We start from the raw sequence: 16,784 nt of genomic DNA, 5'->3' as shown, positions 1-16,784 counted from the left end.
GTCAATGAGTCACGACATATTGAATTATGCGAGGGAGCATGGGGATTCGGTCGACGCCTCCCGGGCGAAGCCGCCCGGAACGGCGCGTACCAGGTGCATGTGCTGCTCCAGGAGATCCGGCCGGGCCACCCGGATCCGGCCCCGCGGCACCTCCAGGGAGGTGCCCGGCAACTCCTTGCCGATCATGGCGGGCTCGCCGTCCCGCGTGCGCCGGGCCGCCGCCACGTACAGGTGGACCGCCTCGTACACCGACTCGCTGATGCTCGACACCGGCGGGGCCAGCCGGCCGTAGTGGCGGCGGTAACGGGCCAGGAACGCCCGGTTGCCCGGCGTGGGGAGCTGCTGGTAGTAGCCGAACGCGCTGTACAGGCCCGTCGCGGCGGCGTCCCCGATGTGCTCGCGGGTCGCCTCGTCGAGCGCGAGCGACAACGTGCGCACCCGCGACCGCAGCCCCGCCGCGTGGAAGGCCCGCTCGAAGACGGCCTCGTCGGCGCCCACGAACGTGGAGACCACCAGGTCGGCTCCGGACCTCTCGATGCCCTCCAGCAGCCGGTCGAAGCGGCGCGTGCCGATGGCGGCGTACCGCTCGCCGGCGACCGTGCCCCCGGCCGCGGCGATGATCCGCCGCGCCTGCCGGTTGCTCGCCCGCGGCCACACGTAGTCGTTGCCGGTCAGGTACCAGCGCCGCCCGCCGGAGTCCCGCATCAGGTACGGCACCGCGAGGGAGAGCTGGGCCGCCGGCCGTTCGCCGAGCCGCAGCAGCCCGTGCCCGCCGCGCCCGCCCTCGTTGACCGGCGTGTGGATCAGCAGGACGCCCGACTTTCTGGCCACCGGCTCGATCGCGTCGAAGGTGGCCGAGGTGACGTTCGTGAAGACGGCCCGGCAGCCGGCCCGGACCAGCCGGCGCATCTGCACCGCGCCCGCCCGCGCGCTGGTGGCGTCGTCGGCCACCAGGAGCCGCAACGGGCTGCCGCGCACGCCGCCTTCCGCGTTGGCCTCCTCCACCGCCATGCGGGCCAGGTTCTCGCTGGCCGCGGCGAACACGCTGGCCGAGCCCGACAGGCTGACCAGCAGGCCGATCCGGTGCGTGCCCGACTCGGCCGCCTGGTCCGGCGGTTCGAGACCGTACCTGGTCAGCAGCCAGGCGAGCCCGCTGTCGTCGATCTCGGCGACGACCCTCACCCGGGTGCCGCCGCCGTCCGGGGTGAGGGTGCAGACGACCCGGCCCCGCCACGGGGTCTCATGCGCCATGACGATCCGGCGGCCGGGAGAGACCGAGATGATCCTCCCGGTGGCCTCCAGCCTGCCCTCGCCGCCGAGCCAGGCGGGCCAGGGGATGGCGAACCGGACGACGGCCCCCCGTACGAGGTCGTCGAAATCCGCGTCGAACAGCCAGCCGGCCCCCGTCCCCTGCCCGAACAGGGCGAACACGTCGTCAGGAGCGGCACGGACGTGCGTCTCGTCCGTTACGAGGATTGAGCCCAATCTGTCGCCTCGCTCAGGTCGACCGAACTTTGCCGTTCTGCGGTGTTTCTGAGGTCGGCGAGCGAGCCCTGATACAGTCCCCGGAGAAAATCCACCATCTCGTCGGCGGGCTGCCGGATCAGCGAGTAATAGCGGAAGCGGCCGTCACGGCGCTCCCGGACGAAGTTGGCCATGCGCAGCACGCGCAGATGGCTCGACACGGTGGTGCGCCCCACGCTCGTGATGGCGTCGGAGATCTCCGAGGCGGTGCATTCGCCGCGTTCGGCGAGCAGGCTCAGGATCTGCCGGCGGGTGCCGTCGGCCAGCGCCTCGAACACCAGGTCTCCAGGCTCGGCCATCGTGCTCCATCATGCCGACGTTTCGCGAACTATCGACATGATAGATCTCCAGCCGCACCTCCGGCAAACCGCGCCGGCCGGACAGGTGTACCACTTCCGCCGCAGCAGGCCGGCCGGCGTCTACCACGGGCGGTGTAACGGCGATGACGACCACGGCCGGATTCGCCGGCCGCTCAGCGACGAGATCCTGGCTTGCATCCGGTCTATAGGGATGCGGTAAGGCGACGGGAACGAGACCGTAAGCGCCCTTCCGCACAGTGATCCCAGGACGTTGGACGACGCGAGGAAGGGCAGTCGGATGAGCCGGCCGTACATCATCGAGGACGAGATCACGCTCAACGGTTTCACCGGCCCCGCGCACCGGCCGGGCGACGAGCGCTACGACGAGCTGCGCCGCGGCCTGAACCCCGCGGTGGACGCCCGCCCGGCCGTGGTCGCCGAGGCGTACGGGGTGGCGGACGTGCGGGCGGCGCTGCTGGCGGCGCGGGCGCATGGGGTGCCGTTCGCGGTGCAGGCGACCGGGCACGGCACGCACGCCGCGGCCGACGGCGGGGTGCTGGTCAGGACGTCGCCGATGGCGTCGGTGCTGGTGGACCCGGCCCGCCGGATCGCCCGTGTCGGGCCCGGCGCGCGCTGGGGCGAGGTGCTGGCGGCGGCGGCGCCGTCCGGGCTGGCCCCGCTGTCGGGGTCGGCGCCCGGCGTCGGCGTCACCGGCTACACGCTGGGCGGCGGGCTCGGCTGGCTGGCGCGCCGCTACGGCTTCGCCGCCGACAGCGTGCTGCGGGCCGAGGTGCTGCTGGCCGACGGCCGGCACGTCACGGCGAGCGCGGACAGCCACCCCGAGCTGTTCTGGGCGCTGCGCGGGGGCGGCGGCGGGTTCGGCGTGGTCACCGCGCTGGAGTTCCGGCTCCACCCGGTGTCGCGGGTCTACAGCGGGTTCGCGTACTTCCCGATCGAGGCGGCGGGCGAGGTGCTGGAGGCGTACCGGACGTGGATCGACGGCGCCCCCGACGAGCTCAGCACCGCGGTCGTGCTCAGGCGGATGCCCGCCGACGGGCCGCTGCCCGGCCGGCACGTCGTGCAGCTCAAGGTCGTGCACGCCGGCGAGGAGGCCGAGGGCCGGCGGCTGCTGGCGCCCCTGTGGCGGGCGGCGGGCCCTGCCCTGCTGGACGAGACCCGCACGACCACGTACGCCGCGACGGCGATGGGCGGCACCCCGAACCGGCACATGTCGATGCTGGAGGAGGTGCCGGGCGCGGTCGTGGACCTGCTGGTCGAGGCGGCCGGGCAGGCGCAGACCGTGGAGGTGCGGCACTGGGGCGGCGCGATGGGCCGTCCGGGGCCGGACGCGGGGCCGGTCAGCCACCGGGGCACCCGGCTGTCGGTGATCGTGGACACGCCGGTGCCCGGCCTGGCCGAGGCGCTGCGGCCGTACGACAACGGGGGGACGTTCCTCAACTTCCTGGCCGACCCGCGGCGTACCGCGGAGGCGTACGCCGCGGATGACCACGCGCGGCTGCGGCGGGTCAAGCGGGCCTACGACCCGGACGGCTTCTTCCGGGTCGGCCACGTCGTCCCGGCGTGACGCCCCCGCCGGGCCAGGTCGCCGGCCGAGCGCCACAGCTCGTAGAAGACCAGGGTGGTGGGGTCGGCGGCGTCGCGGTGGACCTGGTACCGCAGCGAGCCGGGCTCGGCCCTGGTGGGCCTGGTGACGCGGCGCGACCACGGCAACGGCAACGGCGGCACCCGCGCCCGCCTCCAGCGCGGCGTCCGGCGTGCGCCGGCGGGCCGGGGAAAACCCGTTTTGCCGTGAAGGCTGTTTCATTACACTCGCACCGAAGCAGCCGTGATCATGCGAGAAGGGGAGGAACGCGCCATGCGCCACCGCAGTGTCGCCGCCGTCCTCCCGTCGCCGTCGCGGTACGAGGTGATCCTGGTGTCCTCGTCGCCCCGGTGCCGGCTGCGCGGCCGCCACCGGACGCCCTGACGAACGCCCCCGGACCCTCCTTTCCGGCCGTTCGCCGGGTGAATCGCGCTGTCCTCGTTCCTGACCTTCGATGAAAGGCCACGGGCCATGCGCACCCGCGTCACAGCCGACCCCCTCGCCGTCGTCCGCAACCTCGGCGTCCTCGCCCACGTGGACGCCGGCAAGACCACCGTCACCGAGCGGATCCTGTACCTGACCGGCGCCACGTACAAGCGCGGCGAGGTGCACGACGGCACCACCGTCACCGACTTCGACCCGCAGGAACGCGACCGCGGCATCACGATCTTCGCCGCCGCGGTGAGCTGCGACTGGGACGGGCACCGGATCAACCTCATCGACACGCCCGGCCACGTCGACTTCTCCGACGAGGTCGAGCGGTCGCTGCGGGTGCTCGACGGCGCGGTGGCCGTGTTCGACGCCGTGGCCGGGGTCGAGCCGCAGAGCGAGTCGGTGTGGCGGCGGGCCGACCGGTACGGGGTGCCGCGCGTGGCGTTCGTCAACAAGATGGACCGGGCCGGCGCCGACCTGGACGCCGCCGTCGCCTCGATCCGGGCGCGGCTGCACCCGGCGCCGCTGGTCGTCCAGCTCCCGATCGGCCGGGAGGACGGCTTCCGCGGCGTGGTGGACCTCGTCCGCATGCGGGCGCTGGTCTGGGACGCCGGGCGGCCGGTGCGGGAGGAGCCCGTGCCCCGGGAGCTGGTGGAGGAGGCGTGGCGGCGGCGCGGGCTGCTGGAGGAGGCGGTGGCCGAGCTGCATCCGGGCGTACTGGAGGAGTTCTGCGCGGTCCCCGCGGACCCGGCCCGTGGGGCGGCGGTTTCCGAGGCGACGCTGGTGCGGGCCCTGCGGGAGTTGACGCTCGCCGGGACCGGCGTGATCGTGCTGTGCGGGGCCGCGTACCGCGACCGGGGGGTGGAGCCGCTGCTGGACGCGGTCGTGGCCTACCTGCCGTCGCCGCTGGACGTCCCGGCCGCCGCGCACGCCGCCGATCCGGCGGCGCCGCTGGTGGCGCTGGCGTTCAAGGTGAGCGCGACGGCGACCGGGCGGCTGACGTACGCGCGGCTCTACTCGGGGACGCTCAGGAAGGGGGACGTGGTGCTGGACGCCGGCGCGGGCCGTACCGAGCGGGTCGGGCGGATCCTGCGGGTGCAGGCCGACCGGCACGCCGAGGTGGACCGGGCGGTGGCCGGGGACATCGTGGCGCTGGCCGGCCCCAGGTCGGCCCGCGCCGGCGCGACCCTGTGCGCGCCGGACGCCCCGGTCGTGCTGGAGCCGCCGGGCTCCGCCGAGCCGGTGGTGTCGGTGGCGGTCGAGGCCCGCAGGAGCACCGACGCCGGCCGGCTGGCGGCGGCGCTGGCCCGGCTGGCCGAGGAGGACCCGTCGCTGTCGGTGCGCGCGGACGCCGAGACCGGGCAGACGCTGCTGTCCGGGATGGGCGAGCTGCACCTGGAGGTGGCGGCGGAGAAGCTGCGCCGCGACCACGGCCTGGCGGTCACCGTCGGGCGGCCGCAGGTCGCCTACCGGGAGACGGTGGCGCGCGGCGTGTCCGGGGTGCTGTACCGGCACGTCAAGCAGGACGGCGGCGCCGGGCAGTTCGCGCACGTCGTGCTGGACGTCGAGCCGCTGGACGGCGAGGGGTTCGAGTTCCGCTCCTCGGTGACCGGCGGGCGGGTGCCGCGCGAGTACGTGCGGGCGGTCGAGGCCGGCTGCCGGGACGCGCTGGCGGCCGGCCCGCTCGGCGGCCATCCGGTGACCGGGCTGCGGGTGACGCTGACCGACGGAGCGACGCATCCGAAGGACTCCTCGGAGCTCGCCTTCCGGGCCGCCGGGCGGCTGGGGCTGCGGGAGGCGCTGCGCTCGTGCGCGATGGCGCTGCTGGAGCCGGTGGCCGAGGTGACGGTGACGGTGCCGGACGACGCCGCCGGCGCGGTGCTCGGCGACCTCGCGGCGCGGCGCGGGCGGGTGTCCGGGTCCGCGACGCGGGCGGGCACCGGCCCCGGTCCCGGCCCGGTGGGCGGCCCGGTGGGCGGCCCGGTGGGTGGCACGGTGGGTGGCACGGTGGTCGTCACGGCGGTCGTGCCGCTGGCCGAGTTGTTCGGGTACGCGACCCGCCTGCGCAGCCGCACGCAGGGGCGGGGCACGTTCACCACCCGCCCCGCCGGTTACGCCCCGGCCCCGTGACGGCGGGCGGGGTCAGGCCGTCGCGAGCTGGGCCACTCCCGAGCGGGGCGAGGACAGCACGGGGACGCCGCCGCCGGCCCGCGTGACGATCCGCGCCATCGACACCTGGGCGAGCACCACCACGTCCACCTTCCCGGCCAGGCCGGCGAACCCGCGCAGCACCAGCGCGTCGTGGCGGGCCGCGTCGCCCGCGCGCAGCGCCTCGAACGCGCCCTCGCACAGGTGCGGGACGATCTCCCGCTCCAGGCCGCGCCGGGCGGCGGCCCGGCGGACCGCCCGGGTGGTGGGGCCGAGCGTGGCGGACAGCGTGGCCAGCACGCCGACGCGGGCGCCGGCCTCCACCGCCTCCTCGGCCATCGGCTGGTCGATGCGCAGGATCGGCAGCTCGGCGAACGGGCGGGCCCGCTCGGCGGCCTCGCCGATGGAGGAGCAGGTGACCAGCAGCGTCCCGGCGCCCGACTCCTTGGCGAAGGCGGCGTACGCGACCAGCCTGCGCAGCACGTGCGGGGGCGGGCCGCCGTGGGCGATGGTGTCCTGGAGCAGGCTCTCGTCGGCGAAGTGGACGACCTGGACGCCGGGGCGCACCTCGGCCGCCAGTTCGCCGAGCGGCCCGGCCAGCGCGGGGACGGTGTGCAACATCGCGACCCGGGCGGCGGAGCCGGCCGAGGGGGGATCCACGGGCTGCCCGGCGAGGTGTCGGCTCGCGGGGTCGGCGGGAGCGCTCGGCGGTTCGGCGGCACGGCTCGCGCGGTGGCCCACGGGGTCGGCGGGGTAGCCCACGGGGTCGGAGGGGCGGGTCATCGGGTGCTCCAGGGGTGGGCGTGCTCGTCCACGATCGCGGCCAGCCGCCGCAGCCGGGGCACGGCGTGCGCCTCCAGCGCGGCGTCCAGCTCGTCCTCGCCCACCAGGTCGCTCCACACGGCGCGGCCGGCGAGCAGCCCGGAGGCGCCCGCGCGGCAGGCGGCGCGCACCGCCACCGGGAAGTCGTCGCGCTCCACGCCCTGCGACAGCACCACCCAGGGCACGGGGATCACCGCGTCGAGCCGCGCGCACTCCTCCACCAGCCGCTCCTCGGGCGCGGCCCCGCCGAGCGGCACCTGCGCCTTGTAGAGGTCGGGACGCAGCCCGCCCAGCTCGGCGGCGGCCGCCCGGATCGCGGCCGGCCCGTCGAAGGCCGCCTCCCGCCCGGCGGCCGGCCTGGCCACCCCCTCCAGCACGGACAGCAGCCCGGCCGCCGCGCACCGGCGGACGAACTCGGCGGCCGTCTCCAGGCGGCGTCCCCGCTCCTCGTCGTCGCGCCAGATGAGCAGCAGCTTGGCGGCGACCGCGCCGGCCGCGCGGGCGGCGCCCAGGTCCACCCCCTCGTCGAGCGAGGTGTCCTTGACGGGGCCGTCCGGGGCCTGGCGGAGCAGGTCGGCCGCGACGATCAGCCCGCCGCCGGTGACCAGGCCCCGGGCGGCCACCTGGTGGAAGCCGTGATCCTGGTCGATGAGGAAGCCGGAGGCGTGCGGCCCGAGCCGGCGGGCCACGGCCAGCTTGAACGCGGCCAGCGTGGCGTCGTCCACGCGCCGGCCGGTGGCGGCGGCGAACATCTGCAGCAGGCTCTCGCGCTGGTCCATCGCCACCATGGCGAATCCGCCGGAGGGGCGGGCCAGCAGGTCGAGCGTGGGCGTGGCGGTCCCTGTGGGGATGGTCATGCGGCGGGCTCCGATCGGGTGGGCGGGTGCCGGGCCCGGGCTTCCGGCGCGGGGCCGGCCGGCAGCGCCATGTTGCCACTATACGAGTAAAAGTTGGCGTAAATCCGCCAACTTGGGTAAGGCGGGTCGGCCATGATGGTGGCCATGAACGACACCGGCCCGGCTCTGCGTTACTCCTCCTCCCCCACGCGCCGGGAGGCGATCCTGCGCCGGATCGAGCTGGACGGGTACGTCGCCGCCGCCGACCTGGTGGGCGAGCTGGGCGTCTCGGCCAACACGGTCCGCAGGGACCTGCGCAGGCTGGCCGGGGAGGGCCTGGTCCGGGCGGTGCGCGGGGGCGCGGCGGCGGTGGACGCGGGGGCGGTGCCGTTCGCCGACCGCAGCGCCCAGGCGGCCGGCGCCAAGCGGGCGATCGCGGCGGCCGCGGTGCGGCACGTCGAGCCGGACACGGCGGTCGCCCTGGACTCGGGCACCACCGCGCTGGAGATCGCCCGGCTGCTGCCCGCCGGCGCGCGCCTGACGGTGGTCACCCACTCGCTGCCCGCCATCGCGGTCCTCGCGCCGCGCGCGGACATCACGCTGATCGGCGTCGGCGGCCAGTACGGCAGGGACACGCGCTCGTTCGGCGGCCCGGAGACGCTGGCGGCGCTGGAGCACCTGCGCGTGCGCACGCTGTTCCTGGCGGCGACCGCGCTCGACACGGCGGGCGTGTACGGGGCGACGCCGTACGAGGCGGAGACCAAGCGCCGGCTCGTCGCCGTCGCCCGCCGGACGATCGTGGTCGGCGACGCGCGCAAGTTCGCGCTGAGCGCGCCGATCCGGGTCTGCGGATGGGAGGCCGCCGAGCGCCTGGTGACGGACGCGCCTCCGCCGCCGGGTTTCCCGGAGGTCCCGGTGGAGATCGCCAGGCCATGACCGTTTGCAGGAATTTCGCGAAAACGCCGTACTAAACAGCGTGAAATGTCTTCTTGACAAACCTCACGGGCGCCTTGATTATATCGATTCAATCCCGCGCCTCCATGCGGGCCTCACCCCCAGGAGCCCGTCACGATGCGATCCCCCACCGGCCGCCGCGGCGCCGTCACGCTCGCGCTGGCCGCACTCCTCGCCGCCCCGCTCGCCGCGACCCCGGCGGCCGCCGCCGCCACGCCCGCCGCGGGAGCCGCCACCAGGGCCGCGGGCGTGCAGCTCGAACACCTCGACCGCGGCCTGGTGGCCGTTCCGACCAGCGGTGGCGTCTTCCTGAGCTGGCGGCTGCTCGGCGACGAGGTCACCGGCCACGGCGCCACGGGCATGACCGGCGCCGACTTCCGCCTCTACCGCGACGGCCGCCCGGTGGCCACGGTGGCCGGCAGCACGAACTACCTCGACGCCGCCGGCACCCCCGCCTCCCGTTACCAGGTGGCCCCCGTCGAGAGGGGCCGCGAGGGCCGCCGCAGCGCCGTTGTCACGCCCTGGCTTAAATCGTTTTACGATCTCAAGCTGACGAAACCGGCCGACGGCGTGACCCCCGCCGGCGAGGCGTACACCTACGCCGCCAACGACGTCAGCGTCGGCGACGTGGACGGCGACGGCCAGTACGAGTACGTCGTGAAGTGGGACCCGTCCAACTCCAAGGACGTCTCCCAGCGCGGCTACACCGGCAACACCTACCTCGACACCTACGAGCTGGACGGCACCCTGCGCTGGCGGCTCGACCTCGGCGTCAACATCCGCTCCGGCGCCCACTACACGCAGTTCCTCGTCTACGACCTCGACGGCGACGGCCGCTCGGAGATGATGCTCAAGACCGCTCCCGGCACCAGGATCATCCGGTACGGCCAGCGCGGCGAGGTCGTCTCGGAGCGTTACGTCACGATGCCGAAGGCCGACGTCCGGGCCGGTTACGCCCACTCCGACGACTACCGGCTGAGCGCCGCCGGCTACTTCGACCACCTCGTGGCCATGTTCGAGAAGTGGCACGAGCACCCCGAGGTGGTGGCCGGGCACTGGCCGAGGACGCTGGAGGAGGCGTTCGGCATCGCGCCCGCGCACACCTACCCGCTCTCCCACGAGGCCGCCGTCGAGCTGGCGACCTACTTCGTGGACACCTACGCGCCGGCGCGCAGCGGCAACAACCGGCTGCGGGAGTTCGCCGGGTTCGTCCTCAGCGGGCCGGAGTACCTGTCGGTGTTCGACGGCGCGTCCGGCAAGGAGCTGCAGACCGTCCCCTACAAGCCGGGCCGCGGCGACGACGGCCTGCTGTGGGGCGACTACGCGATGGCCCGCGTGGAGCCGGGCAACCGGGTGGACCGGTTCCTGTCCGCGGTCGCCTACCTGGACGGCCGGCACCCGTCGGCGGTCTTCGCGCGCGGCTACTACACGCGCGCCACGCTCGTGGCCTACGACTGGGACGGCAGGCGGCTGAAGGAGCGCTGGTACGCCGACAGCGGCCACGTGCCGATGGCGAACCCGTTCAACGCCGCTCCGCACGGCCGGCCCGGCACCAACCCGAAATATGCTGACATCACCACGCAGGGCTTCCACTCGATGAGCGCGGCCGACGTGGACGGCGACGGCCGCCAGGAGATCGTGTACGGCGCCGCCACCCTCGACGACGACGGCGACGTGCTGTACTCGTCCTTCGCCGAGGGCCCGCCGCAGAGCAACGTGCCGGGCCAGAACGTGCGGCTCGGCCACGGCGACGCCATGCACGTCGGCGACCTCGACCCCGACCGCCCCGGCCTGGAGATCTGGACGGTCCACGAGGGCGGCGCCTCGGCCCCCTACGGCTGGGCGATGCGGGACGCGGCCACCGGGAAGGTGCTGTTCGGCGGCTACAGCGGCGTGGACACCGGCCGCGGCATGGTCGGCGACATCGACCCGGCGGTCCGCGGCATGGAGGCGTGGTCCTCGATGCCGCCCGACCAGGCCGTCCAGGCGGGCCTGTGGTCGGCCCGGGGCGACTACCTGGGACGCCGGGCGCCCGGCACGAACATGAGCATCCGGTGGGCGGCCGACATGACTACCCAACTCGTCAACGGCACCGCCACCACCGTGCTGCAGACGCCGACCATCGACGACCACAGGCGCGGCACGCTGCTCACCGCCGAGGGCACGCTGACCAACAACTGGACCAAGGGCAACCCGGGCCTGGTGGCCGACGTGCTCGGCGACTGGCGCGAGGAGCTGCTGGTGCGCACGGCCGACAGCTCGGCCCTGCGCTTCTACCTCAGCACCGAGGTCACCGACCGCAAGCTGTACACGCTGATGCACGACCCGCAGTACCGGGCGGAGGTGGCGCGGCAGCAGACGGCCTACAACCAGCCCGCCTACCCGAGCTTCTACCTCGCCTCCGACCTGGACTGGTCGCGGGTGCCGGTGCCCCGCCTCCTCGGCGGGCGCCCCGGCGGCCGGTGAGCGGTCGCCGTACGGGCGGAACGCGAAGGGCGCCCCCCGTGGGGGACGCCCTTCGCGCGGGTGGGACGGGTCAGTGGTTCTTCACCGACAGCGTCCGGGTGCCGGCGTCCTTCTCGGCCCAGGCGCCGGTGGAGAAGGCGACCGGGTGGCTCTTGCGGCCGACGCCGTCGCCCCACTTGGTGATGACGTACTGGATCTTGATGTGGCCCTCGCCGCTCGCGCCGTCCACGCCGAGCGTGTCGGGGTTGAAACGGCCGCCGGTCAGCTCGGCGAAGGTCTTGGCGTCCAGGTCCAGCATGACGCCGCGGTCGGAGGGCTCGCCGGGGCCGCGGTCGCCGACGAAGAAGGGCAGCTTCTTGCCCTGGTACATCACGTAACCCTCGGTCATGAGGGGCCAGCTCGGGCTGGCGGCCAGGCCCTTCTGCATGGGCTTGCCCGCGGCCGGCAGTCCGGTGTCACCGGCCCGGCCCGAGGAGTCGTCCCAGAAGTAGGAGGCCGTGGTCGAACCGGCGAGCAGGGCCGCCTTGCTCTGGGCGGTGGCGGCGGTGCGCGCCTTGGCGGCGCTGCCCGCGTCGGCGTGCGCGTCGGCGTGCGCGGCGGTCGCCCCGGTGCTCAGGGCTCCGAGCGTGGCGGCGGTCAGCAGGCTGAGGGCTCGCGTGCGAGCGGACATGGGCAAGAAGGTCCTTTGTTAGGGGACACGGGCATCGCGCTCGCTTGACTGGTGTAGCCGGGCTGAGCCATGCGGTCGCTACGTGGAGCGCGGTGGATCCGGAGATTCCGGGGGTCCGATGCCATCGGTGGAGGAATCCACCCGATGGCCACGTGTACCACTCTACCCTTTAAACCGGACATAGGCAAACAAATCGCCATATATCCGGCATAGATCTACCTCGGTGGGTAAAGCGTCGGATACGTAACGCCACACCGCCCCGCCCTCATTCCCGGGCCGCCGGGCGGGCCGCCGAGTGGCCGTCAGTCGCGCCGGGGCTCGGCGCCCTCGGGAAACGTTCCCCGGAGGTGCCGGTCAGCGGTCCTGACGTGGCCGCCGGGGAGGGCTGGGACGCGTCGGTACGCGCGTACGGCGCGGGCGGGCGGGGCGCATGCCGAACAGGAAGCGGGTCAGGGCGGTGCGCCGTACCAGGAGGTCGTAGGAGGCGGCGAGCAGGACGAGCGAGACGGCGACGATCGTGACGTACTTGGCGGCGATCGGCGCGTCCCAGCGCACCACGACGTAGGCGACGGCGACGACGATCGGCTGGTGCAGGACGTAGAGCGGCAGCACGGCCTCGGCCAGGTAGGCACGGCGGCGGGACGTGCGGCCCGGCGCCCTGGCGTCAGAGTCCGGGGGCTGGGCGTCGGGGGCCGGGGGCCGGGCGTCGGGGGCCGGGGCACCGGCCGGGCGGGGGCGGCGGGGGCGGTCGAGGAGGCCGAGGATGCTCACCAGCCAGCACCATCCCGCCGCCCCGTACAGGAACCGGCCGGTCATCGCGAGCGGGGTCAGCGCGGTGAAGGCCCCGTCGCCGGCGGCCAGCATCACCGGGACGCCCGCGAGGAACAGCACCACCCCGGCGGCCACGACCAGGCGCACGTCCCGGCGCAGGGCGGCGCGGAAGCGCCCGTCGGCGGTGAAGGCGAAGCCCAGCAGGAAGAAGATCAGGTACGCCCACCGGTTCCAGCCGGCGTACTCCTGCTCCAGCCCCGCCAGCGCGCAGAACAACGCGAGCGGCACGGCGGGCAGCAGGGGCACCCCCCGCCGGCGCAGCGCGTACGCCGCCGCCCGCTCCCGCAGCCGGTCCGCCCGCCCGGCCGGCAACCACCACCGCAGCACGGCCAGGATCAGCGAGAACGTCAGCAGCAGCACCAGGAACCACAGGTGCCCGGTCTCGAAGTAGTCGCCCTGGAGCACGAACGGGAAGTTGCCCGGCTCCAGGCGGATCCGGAAGAACCGGGGCAGGAACTCCAGGTAGGAGATCTCCTGGTGGGTCTCGCCGCGCAGGCGCAGCCACTGCGGGACGGGGACGAGGGCGAGCGTCCCGAACACCAGCGGCACGCCCAGCCGCCGCACCCGCTCGGCGGCGAACCCGCCGGTGCCGCGGCGGCGCAGCGAGTGCCACGCGCCGAGGCCCGCCACGAAGAACAGCAGCGGCATCGCCCACAACACGCCGGCCGCGGCGACGACCAGCGCGAGCTCGGTGGTCTGCGCGTTGCGCACGTAGAAGTCGTCGTGGGCGTCGAACACCAGCGCGGCGTGGAAGAACACCAGCCCGGCGACCATGAGGACGCGGAGCGGGTCGAGCTCCGTCCGCCGCCCGCCACCCGCCGGGTCTCCTGCCCGGTCATCCGTCCGGTCGCCGGCACGGTCGCCGGTACGGTCGCCGGTCCGGTCGTCCGTCGGGGGCGTGGTCTGCGGCATGGTCAGGATCCTTCGGCTCGCGCGTCCCGGTTGCGGAGGATGGTGCCCACCGTCACCATCGCCAGGATGAAGCCGGGTGGCAACAGTCCGGACGGCCAGAACTCGACCGGGCACGGGTCGGCGGCGTTCATGGCCGCCCAGACCGCGACGTTGCCCGTGAAGACCGTGCCCCAGCCGGCCCAGAGCACCTTCACCCAGCGGGGGAGGCGCCGCCGGGCGGCCCGGCCGCGGGTGGCGGGGGCGACGGCGGGGCGGGGCTCGGCGGGCAGGTCGGCGACCAGGGCGGCCAGCTCGCCGCGGGTCACCGACTGGTAGGCCAGGCCCATGCGGTCGTTGAACTCCCCGAAGTCGAGGCAGCCCTCCTCGACGGCCACGCGCAGCCGCTCGGCGGCGGCCTCCCGGTCGGCGTCGGACGCCCGCACGGCCTGCTGCCCGGCGTCCGGGCCGGCGTGCCGCCCGGCACGGTGCCGGGGACCCGCGTCGGCGTCCCATGCGGCGTGGTGCTGGGAAGCCGGGCCGAGGTCCCGCCCGGCGTGGTGCTGGGAAGCCGGGCCGGAGCCCCATCCGGCGCCGGGCTGGGGAACTGGGTCGGAGCCCCGCCCGGCGTGGTGATGGGGAGCTGGGTCGGAGCCCCGTCCGGCGTGGTGCTGGGGAGCTGGGTCGGAGTCCCGTCCGCCGCGGTACTGGGGGCCGGGGACGGAGGCCCGTACGTCGCGGTGCTGGTCCATGGGAAACTCCCGCCTGTCTTCGGGTAAAGGGCTCGTGGAGGGGGTCAGGTGAGCGCGGTCTCGCGGGCGACAAACGCGCTTATTTCCGCTTTCTCCACCGCGGAAATGTGCTCGTCGGCCCGCCGGCGATCGGCGACGGCGGGCAGGTGACGGCGGGCGGCGGCGGCGTCCACACCTTCCAGGAACGCCGCCAGCACCCCGTCCCGCCACCCCTCCAGCGACGGCCCGGCCGGGGCGGTGGCCAGGACCAGCCAGGTGCAGGCGACGTCCGCGCCGGGCGCGCCGCGCCCCGCGTTCGCCCAGTCGATGACCCGGGGCCCGTCCGGGGTCATGAGCACGTTGGCGGGGTGGAGGTCCAGGTGGAGCAGGCGGTTGCCGGGGCCGCCCGGCGCGGCCTGGAGCCAGCCGGGGGCGGGCACGCCGGACAGCCGGCGCAGCAGCGAGGCCAGCAGCCGCCCGTGCTCGGCCGCCTGCCCGGGCGTGCTGGCCACCTCCTCCATGAGGCTGGGGCCCTCCAGGCGCTCCATGAGGATGTCGGGGCCGTCGGCGTCGAGGACCTCGGGGGCGGGGAAGCCGTGCCGCCGGGCGTGGCGCATGACGGCGGCCTCCCGTTCGAGGCTGCGGCCGTCGCGGGCGCGGCGGACGACCCGGCCGGGACCGGCTTCGAAGATCTCGCAGTCGCAACCGGACGCGATCAACGACCCAACATGCATATCGGTCAGATTAGGTAGTCAAGACCAATTACGAAATGTCAGGCCGCTGGCCGACTTTTCCGGCAACTACCTGCCACCTGCGGAGCGCTTATTTCCCCCGGCGATCCAGCCACGATGGCTTCAACCGTATACACCCGCTCAATTCCATCCGGAACCCGGAACACGGGGAGGTGACACGTTGCTGGTGGCAACCGATCTCGTCAAGCGGTACGGCACGATCCAGGCCCTCGACGGGTTCTCGCTGAACGTGGCGCCCGGTGAGATCGTCGGTCTCCTCGGGCACAACGGCGCAGGCAAGACCACATTCGTGGAGATCGTGTCCCACCTGATCCGCCCCGACGGCGGACGGGTGACCATCGACGGCAAGGCCCCCGCCGCCGCCCGCGGCGAGGTCGGCGTGGCGCCCCAGCACATCGCGCTGTACCCCTCCGCCACCGTGCGCGAGCACCTGGAGCTCTACGGCAGGCTGGCCGGACTGCGGCGGGCCGCGCTGCACGCGGCCGTCGAGGAGCTGTCGGCCGTCCTGCGGCTCACCGGGCTCATGGACCGGCGGGCCGGCAAGCTCTCCGGCGGCCAGCAGCGCCGTACCCAGGCCGCCAGCGCGCTGGTGCACCGGCCCGGCCTGCTGCTGCTCGACGAGCCCACCGCGGGCGCCGACCTGGAGACCCGCCAGGCCATGCTGGACGTCGTCAAGCAGCGCGCAGGCGAGGGCGCGGCCGTCGTCTACACCACGCACTACCTGCCCGAGCTCACCGAGCTCCAGGCCACGATCGCGGTCGCCCGCGAGGGCCGGATCATCGCCAGGGGCGCCTGCGACGAGCTGCTGCGCGACCTGCCGGGCGAGGTCCGGGTCACCCTGGACGGCGAGGAGGAGATCGCGGTCTCCACCCGGGAGCCGGCCGCGACCCTCATCGACCTGCTGGGCCGGGCCGAACGCCCGGTGACCGGCGTGGACGTGCGCAACCCGTCCCTGGACGACCTCTACCGATCCCTGGCGGTCCACGATGCTCCTTGACACCCCGTCGAACGGCACCGGGTCGAACGGCACTCCGTCGAACGGCGTCGGGCCGGCCGCCGGGCGGCGGCCGGCCGTGCTCGACTCCGCCCACCGGATCGCGGCCCTGGCGCGGCACAACCTCACGCTGCGGCTGCGCGACCCCGGGCAGATGATCAGCTACATCGTCATGCCGATGGTGCTGATGCTGGTGCTGAAACCCCTGTACGTGCGGGCCATGCCGGGCGGGGCCACGCAGATCGCCACCGGCCTGATGGTGATGTTCTCGGTGTTCGCGATCTCGATGGCGGGCAACTCGATCCTGTCGGAGCGCACCTGGCGCACCTGGGACCGGCTGCGGGTCAGCCGGGCGCCGGCCGCGGAGCTGCTGATCGGCAAGACGCTGCCGCTGTTCGGGGTGCTGGTCGCGCAGCAGGCGATCCTGCTGGTGTACGGGGTGCTGGTCATCGGGCTGCCCATGCCCTCGGCCCCGGGGCTGGTGCTGGTGGCCATCCTGATCTGGGCGTTCGCGCTGCTGGCGATCGGCGCGGCGCTGGCCACGCTGGTGCGCAGCCACGGCGAGCTCAGCGTGATCTCCGACGTGGGCGCGCTCACCCTCAGCTCGCTGGGCGGGGCCCTGGTGCCGCTGAGCATCATGCCCGACTGGGCCCAGGTGGCCGCGCACGTCTCCCCCGGCTACTGGGCGCTGGCCATGATGCAGGCCGCGGTCCGCGCGGACCTGGCGGGCATCCTCGGGCCGGCCGCCGTCCTGCTGGCACTCGGCCTGCTGGCCGGGATGTTCGCCGCCCGCCGCCTGGCGCGCGGCTGGGGACGGGGCGGGCTGCTGTGAGT

General features: G+C 74.5%; 16 protein-coding genes. 7 read left to right on the top strand and 9 right to left on the bottom strand.

Going from position 1 to position 16,784, the window contains the following annotated elements; all coding sequences use genetic code 11:
* Nucleotides 1-24: 24 nt before the first annotated feature.
* Both AB0H75_RS46175 and AB0H75_RS46170 read right to left on the bottom strand, forming a co-directional pair.
* Nucleotides 25-1,431 (bottom strand): ABC transporter substrate-binding protein, encoded by a 1,407-nt coding sequence (locus AB0H75_RS46175; protein ID WP_367807650.1) that lies wholly within the window; start codon nucleotides 1,429-1,431, stop codon nucleotides 25-27.
* A 35-nt stretch (nucleotides 1,432-1,466) separates the two neighbouring features.
* Nucleotides 1,467-1,823 (bottom strand): ArsR/SmtB family transcription factor, encoded by a 357-nt coding sequence (locus AB0H75_RS46170; protein ID WP_367807648.1) that lies wholly within the window; start codon nucleotides 1,821-1,823, stop codon nucleotides 1,467-1,469.
* 298 nt (nucleotides 1,824-2,121) lie between these two features.
* On the opposite strand from AB0H75_RS46170, the gene AB0H75_RS46165 reads away from it, so the two are divergent.
* Entirely contained in the window at nucleotides 2,122-3,408 is a 1,287-nt protein-coding gene (locus tag AB0H75_RS46165) for an FAD-binding oxidoreductase (RefSeq protein ID WP_367807646.1), read from the top strand.
* Here AB0H75_RS46165 and AB0H75_RS46160 read toward each other — a convergent pair.
* Nucleotides 3,360-3,560 (bottom strand): putative quinol monooxygenase, encoded by a 201-nt coding sequence (locus AB0H75_RS46160; protein WP_367807644.1) that lies wholly within the window; start codon nucleotides 3,558-3,560, stop codon nucleotides 3,360-3,362. The genes AB0H75_RS46165 and AB0H75_RS46160 overlap by 49 nt on opposite strands.
* A gap of 115 nt (nucleotides 3,561-3,675) precedes the next feature.
* Here AB0H75_RS46160 and AB0H75_RS46155 point away from each other — a divergent pair, with 115 nt between their 5' ends.
* Nucleotides 3,676-3,810, top strand: coding sequence for a hypothetical protein (locus tag AB0H75_RS46155; RefSeq protein WP_367807642.1), 135 nt, complete (start codon nucleotides 3,676-3,678; stop codon nucleotides 3,808-3,810).
* A gap of 87 nt (nucleotides 3,811-3,897) precedes the next feature.
* Nucleotides 3,898-5,988 carry an elongation factor G gene (fusA, locus tag AB0H75_RS46150; protein WP_367807640.1) on the top strand — a complete coding sequence of 697 codons (2,091 nt, stop codon included), beginning with the start codon at nucleotides 3,898-3,900 and terminating at the stop codon, nucleotides 5,986-5,988.
* 12 nt (nucleotides 5,989-6,000) lie between these two features.
* Here the strand turns inward: fusA and AB0H75_RS46145 are convergent, their stop codons facing one another.
* On the bottom strand, nucleotides 6,001-6,789 hold the full coding sequence (locus AB0H75_RS46145; RefSeq protein ID WP_367807638.1) for an aspartate/glutamate racemase family protein: 789 nt from the start codon (nucleotides 6,787-6,789) through the stop codon (nucleotides 6,001-6,003).
* Nucleotides 6,786-7,685, bottom strand: a complete 900-nt coding sequence (locus tag AB0H75_RS46140) for a hypothetical protein (protein ID WP_367807636.1) — start codon at nucleotides 7,683-7,685, stop codon at nucleotides 6,786-6,788. Before AB0H75_RS46140 ends, AB0H75_RS46145 begins: the two co-directional genes overlap by 4 nt.
* A gap of 144 nt (nucleotides 7,686-7,829) precedes the next feature.
* Here AB0H75_RS46140 and AB0H75_RS46135 point away from each other — a divergent pair, with 144 nt between their 5' ends.
* Together AB0H75_RS46135 and AB0H75_RS46130 are read left to right on the top strand one after the other, a co-directional pair.
* Nucleotides 7,830-8,600 carry a DeoR/GlpR family DNA-binding transcription regulator gene (locus AB0H75_RS46135; protein WP_367807634.1) on the top strand — a complete coding sequence of 257 codons (771 nt, stop codon included), beginning with the start codon at nucleotides 7,830-7,832 and terminating at the stop codon, nucleotides 8,598-8,600.
* Nucleotides 8,601-8,735: 135 nt separating this feature from the next.
* Nucleotides 8,736-11,084, top strand: coding sequence for a rhamnogalacturonan lyase (locus tag AB0H75_RS46130; protein ID WP_367807632.1), 2,349 nt, complete (start codon nucleotides 8,736-8,738; stop codon nucleotides 11,082-11,084).
* A gap of 70 nt (nucleotides 11,085-11,154) precedes the next feature.
* On the opposite strand, the gene AB0H75_RS46125 is transcribed toward AB0H75_RS46130, so the two are convergent.
* The 4 genes from AB0H75_RS46125 to AB0H75_RS46110 form a co-directional block, all read right to left on the bottom strand.
* Nucleotides 11,155-11,754, bottom strand: coding sequence for a hypothetical protein (locus AB0H75_RS46125; RefSeq protein ID WP_367807630.1), 600 nt, complete (start codon nucleotides 11,752-11,754; stop codon nucleotides 11,155-11,157).
* 354 nt (nucleotides 11,755-12,108) lie between these two features.
* Entirely contained in the window at nucleotides 12,109-13,497 is a 1,389-nt protein-coding gene (locus tag AB0H75_RS46120) for an acyltransferase (protein ID WP_367807628.1), read from the bottom strand.
* A gap of 2 nt (nucleotides 13,498-13,499) precedes the next feature.
* On the bottom strand, nucleotides 13,500-14,225 hold the full coding sequence (locus tag AB0H75_RS46115; RefSeq protein WP_367807626.1) for a DUF1707 domain-containing protein: 726 nt from the start codon (nucleotides 14,223-14,225) through the stop codon (nucleotides 13,500-13,502).
* Nucleotides 14,226-14,269: 44 nt separating this feature from the next.
* Nucleotides 14,270-14,923, bottom strand: coding sequence for a phosphotransferase (locus AB0H75_RS46110; protein ID WP_367807624.1), 654 nt, complete (start codon nucleotides 14,921-14,923; stop codon nucleotides 14,270-14,272).
* Between the two features lie 199 nt (nucleotides 14,924-15,122).
* Here AB0H75_RS46110 and AB0H75_RS46105 point away from each other — a divergent pair, with 199 nt between their 5' ends.
* Together AB0H75_RS46105 and AB0H75_RS46100 are read left to right on the top strand one after the other, a co-directional pair.
* Entirely contained in the window at nucleotides 15,123-15,953 is an 831-nt protein-coding gene (locus AB0H75_RS46105; protein ID WP_367807622.1) for an ABC transporter ATP-binding protein, read from the top strand.
* Nucleotides 15,943-16,782, top strand: a complete 840-nt coding sequence (locus tag AB0H75_RS46100) for an ABC transporter permease (protein ID WP_367807620.1) — start codon at nucleotides 15,943-15,945, stop codon at nucleotides 16,780-16,782. The genes AB0H75_RS46105 and AB0H75_RS46100 overlap by 11 nt, the downstream gene beginning before the upstream one ends.
* Nucleotides 16,783-16,784: the final 2 nt, after the last annotated feature.

The organism is Nonomuraea sp. NPDC050783 (assembly GCF_040802095.1).
Classification (GTDB): domain Bacteria; phylum Actinomycetota; class Actinomycetes; order Streptosporangiales; family Streptosporangiaceae; genus Nonomuraea.
Note: the sequence above shows the minus strand (reverse complement) of the source record. Positions and strands in the feature narration are given on the sequence as shown.

What these genes read in the sequence shown, in the direction of transcription:
- AB0H75_RS46170 (WP_367807648.1), bottom strand. Translation starts at nt 1,823, where the DNA reads ATGGCCGAGCCTGGAGACCTGGTGTTCGAGGCGCTGGCCGACGGCACC.
- AB0H75_RS46165 (WP_367807646.1), top strand. Translation starts at nt 2,122, where the DNA reads ATGAGCCGGCCGTACATCATCGAGGACGAGATCACGCTCAACGGTTTC.
- AB0H75_RS46155 (WP_367807642.1), top strand. Translation starts at nt 3,676, where the DNA reads ATGCGAGAAGGGGAGGAACGCGCCATGCGCCACCGCAGTGTCGCCGCC.
- fusA (WP_367807640.1), top strand. Translation starts at nt 3,898, where the DNA reads ATGCGCACCCGCGTCACAGCCGACCCCCTCGCCGTCGTCCGCAACCTC.
- AB0H75_RS46145 (WP_367807638.1), bottom strand. Translation starts at nt 6,789, where the DNA reads ATGACCCGCCCCTCCGACCCCGTGGGCTACCCCGCCGACCCCGTGGGC.
- AB0H75_RS46140 (WP_367807636.1), bottom strand. Translation starts at nt 7,685, where the DNA reads ATGACCATCCCCACAGGGACCGCCACGCCCACGCTCGACCTGCTGGCC.
- AB0H75_RS46135 (WP_367807634.1), top strand. Translation starts at nt 7,830, where the DNA reads ATGAACGACACCGGCCCGGCTCTGCGTTACTCCTCCTCCCCCACGCGC.
- AB0H75_RS46130 (WP_367807632.1), top strand. Translation starts at nt 8,736, where the DNA reads ATGCGATCCCCCACCGGCCGCCGCGGCGCCGTCACGCTCGCGCTGGCC.
- AB0H75_RS46125 (WP_367807630.1), bottom strand. Translation starts at nt 11,754, where the DNA reads ATGTCCGCTCGCACGCGAGCCCTCAGCCTGCTGACCGCCGCCACGCTC.
- AB0H75_RS46120 (WP_367807628.1), bottom strand. Translation starts at nt 13,497, where the DNA reads ATGCCGCAGACCACGCCCCCGACGGACGACCGGACCGGCGACCGTACC.
- AB0H75_RS46115 (WP_367807626.1), bottom strand. Translation starts at nt 14,225, where the DNA reads ATGGACCAGCACCGCGACGTACGGGCCTCCGTCCCCGGCCCCCAGTAC.
- AB0H75_RS46100 (WP_367807620.1), top strand. Translation starts at nt 15,943, where the DNA reads ATGCTCCTTGACACCCCGTCGAACGGCACCGGGTCGAACGGCACTCCG.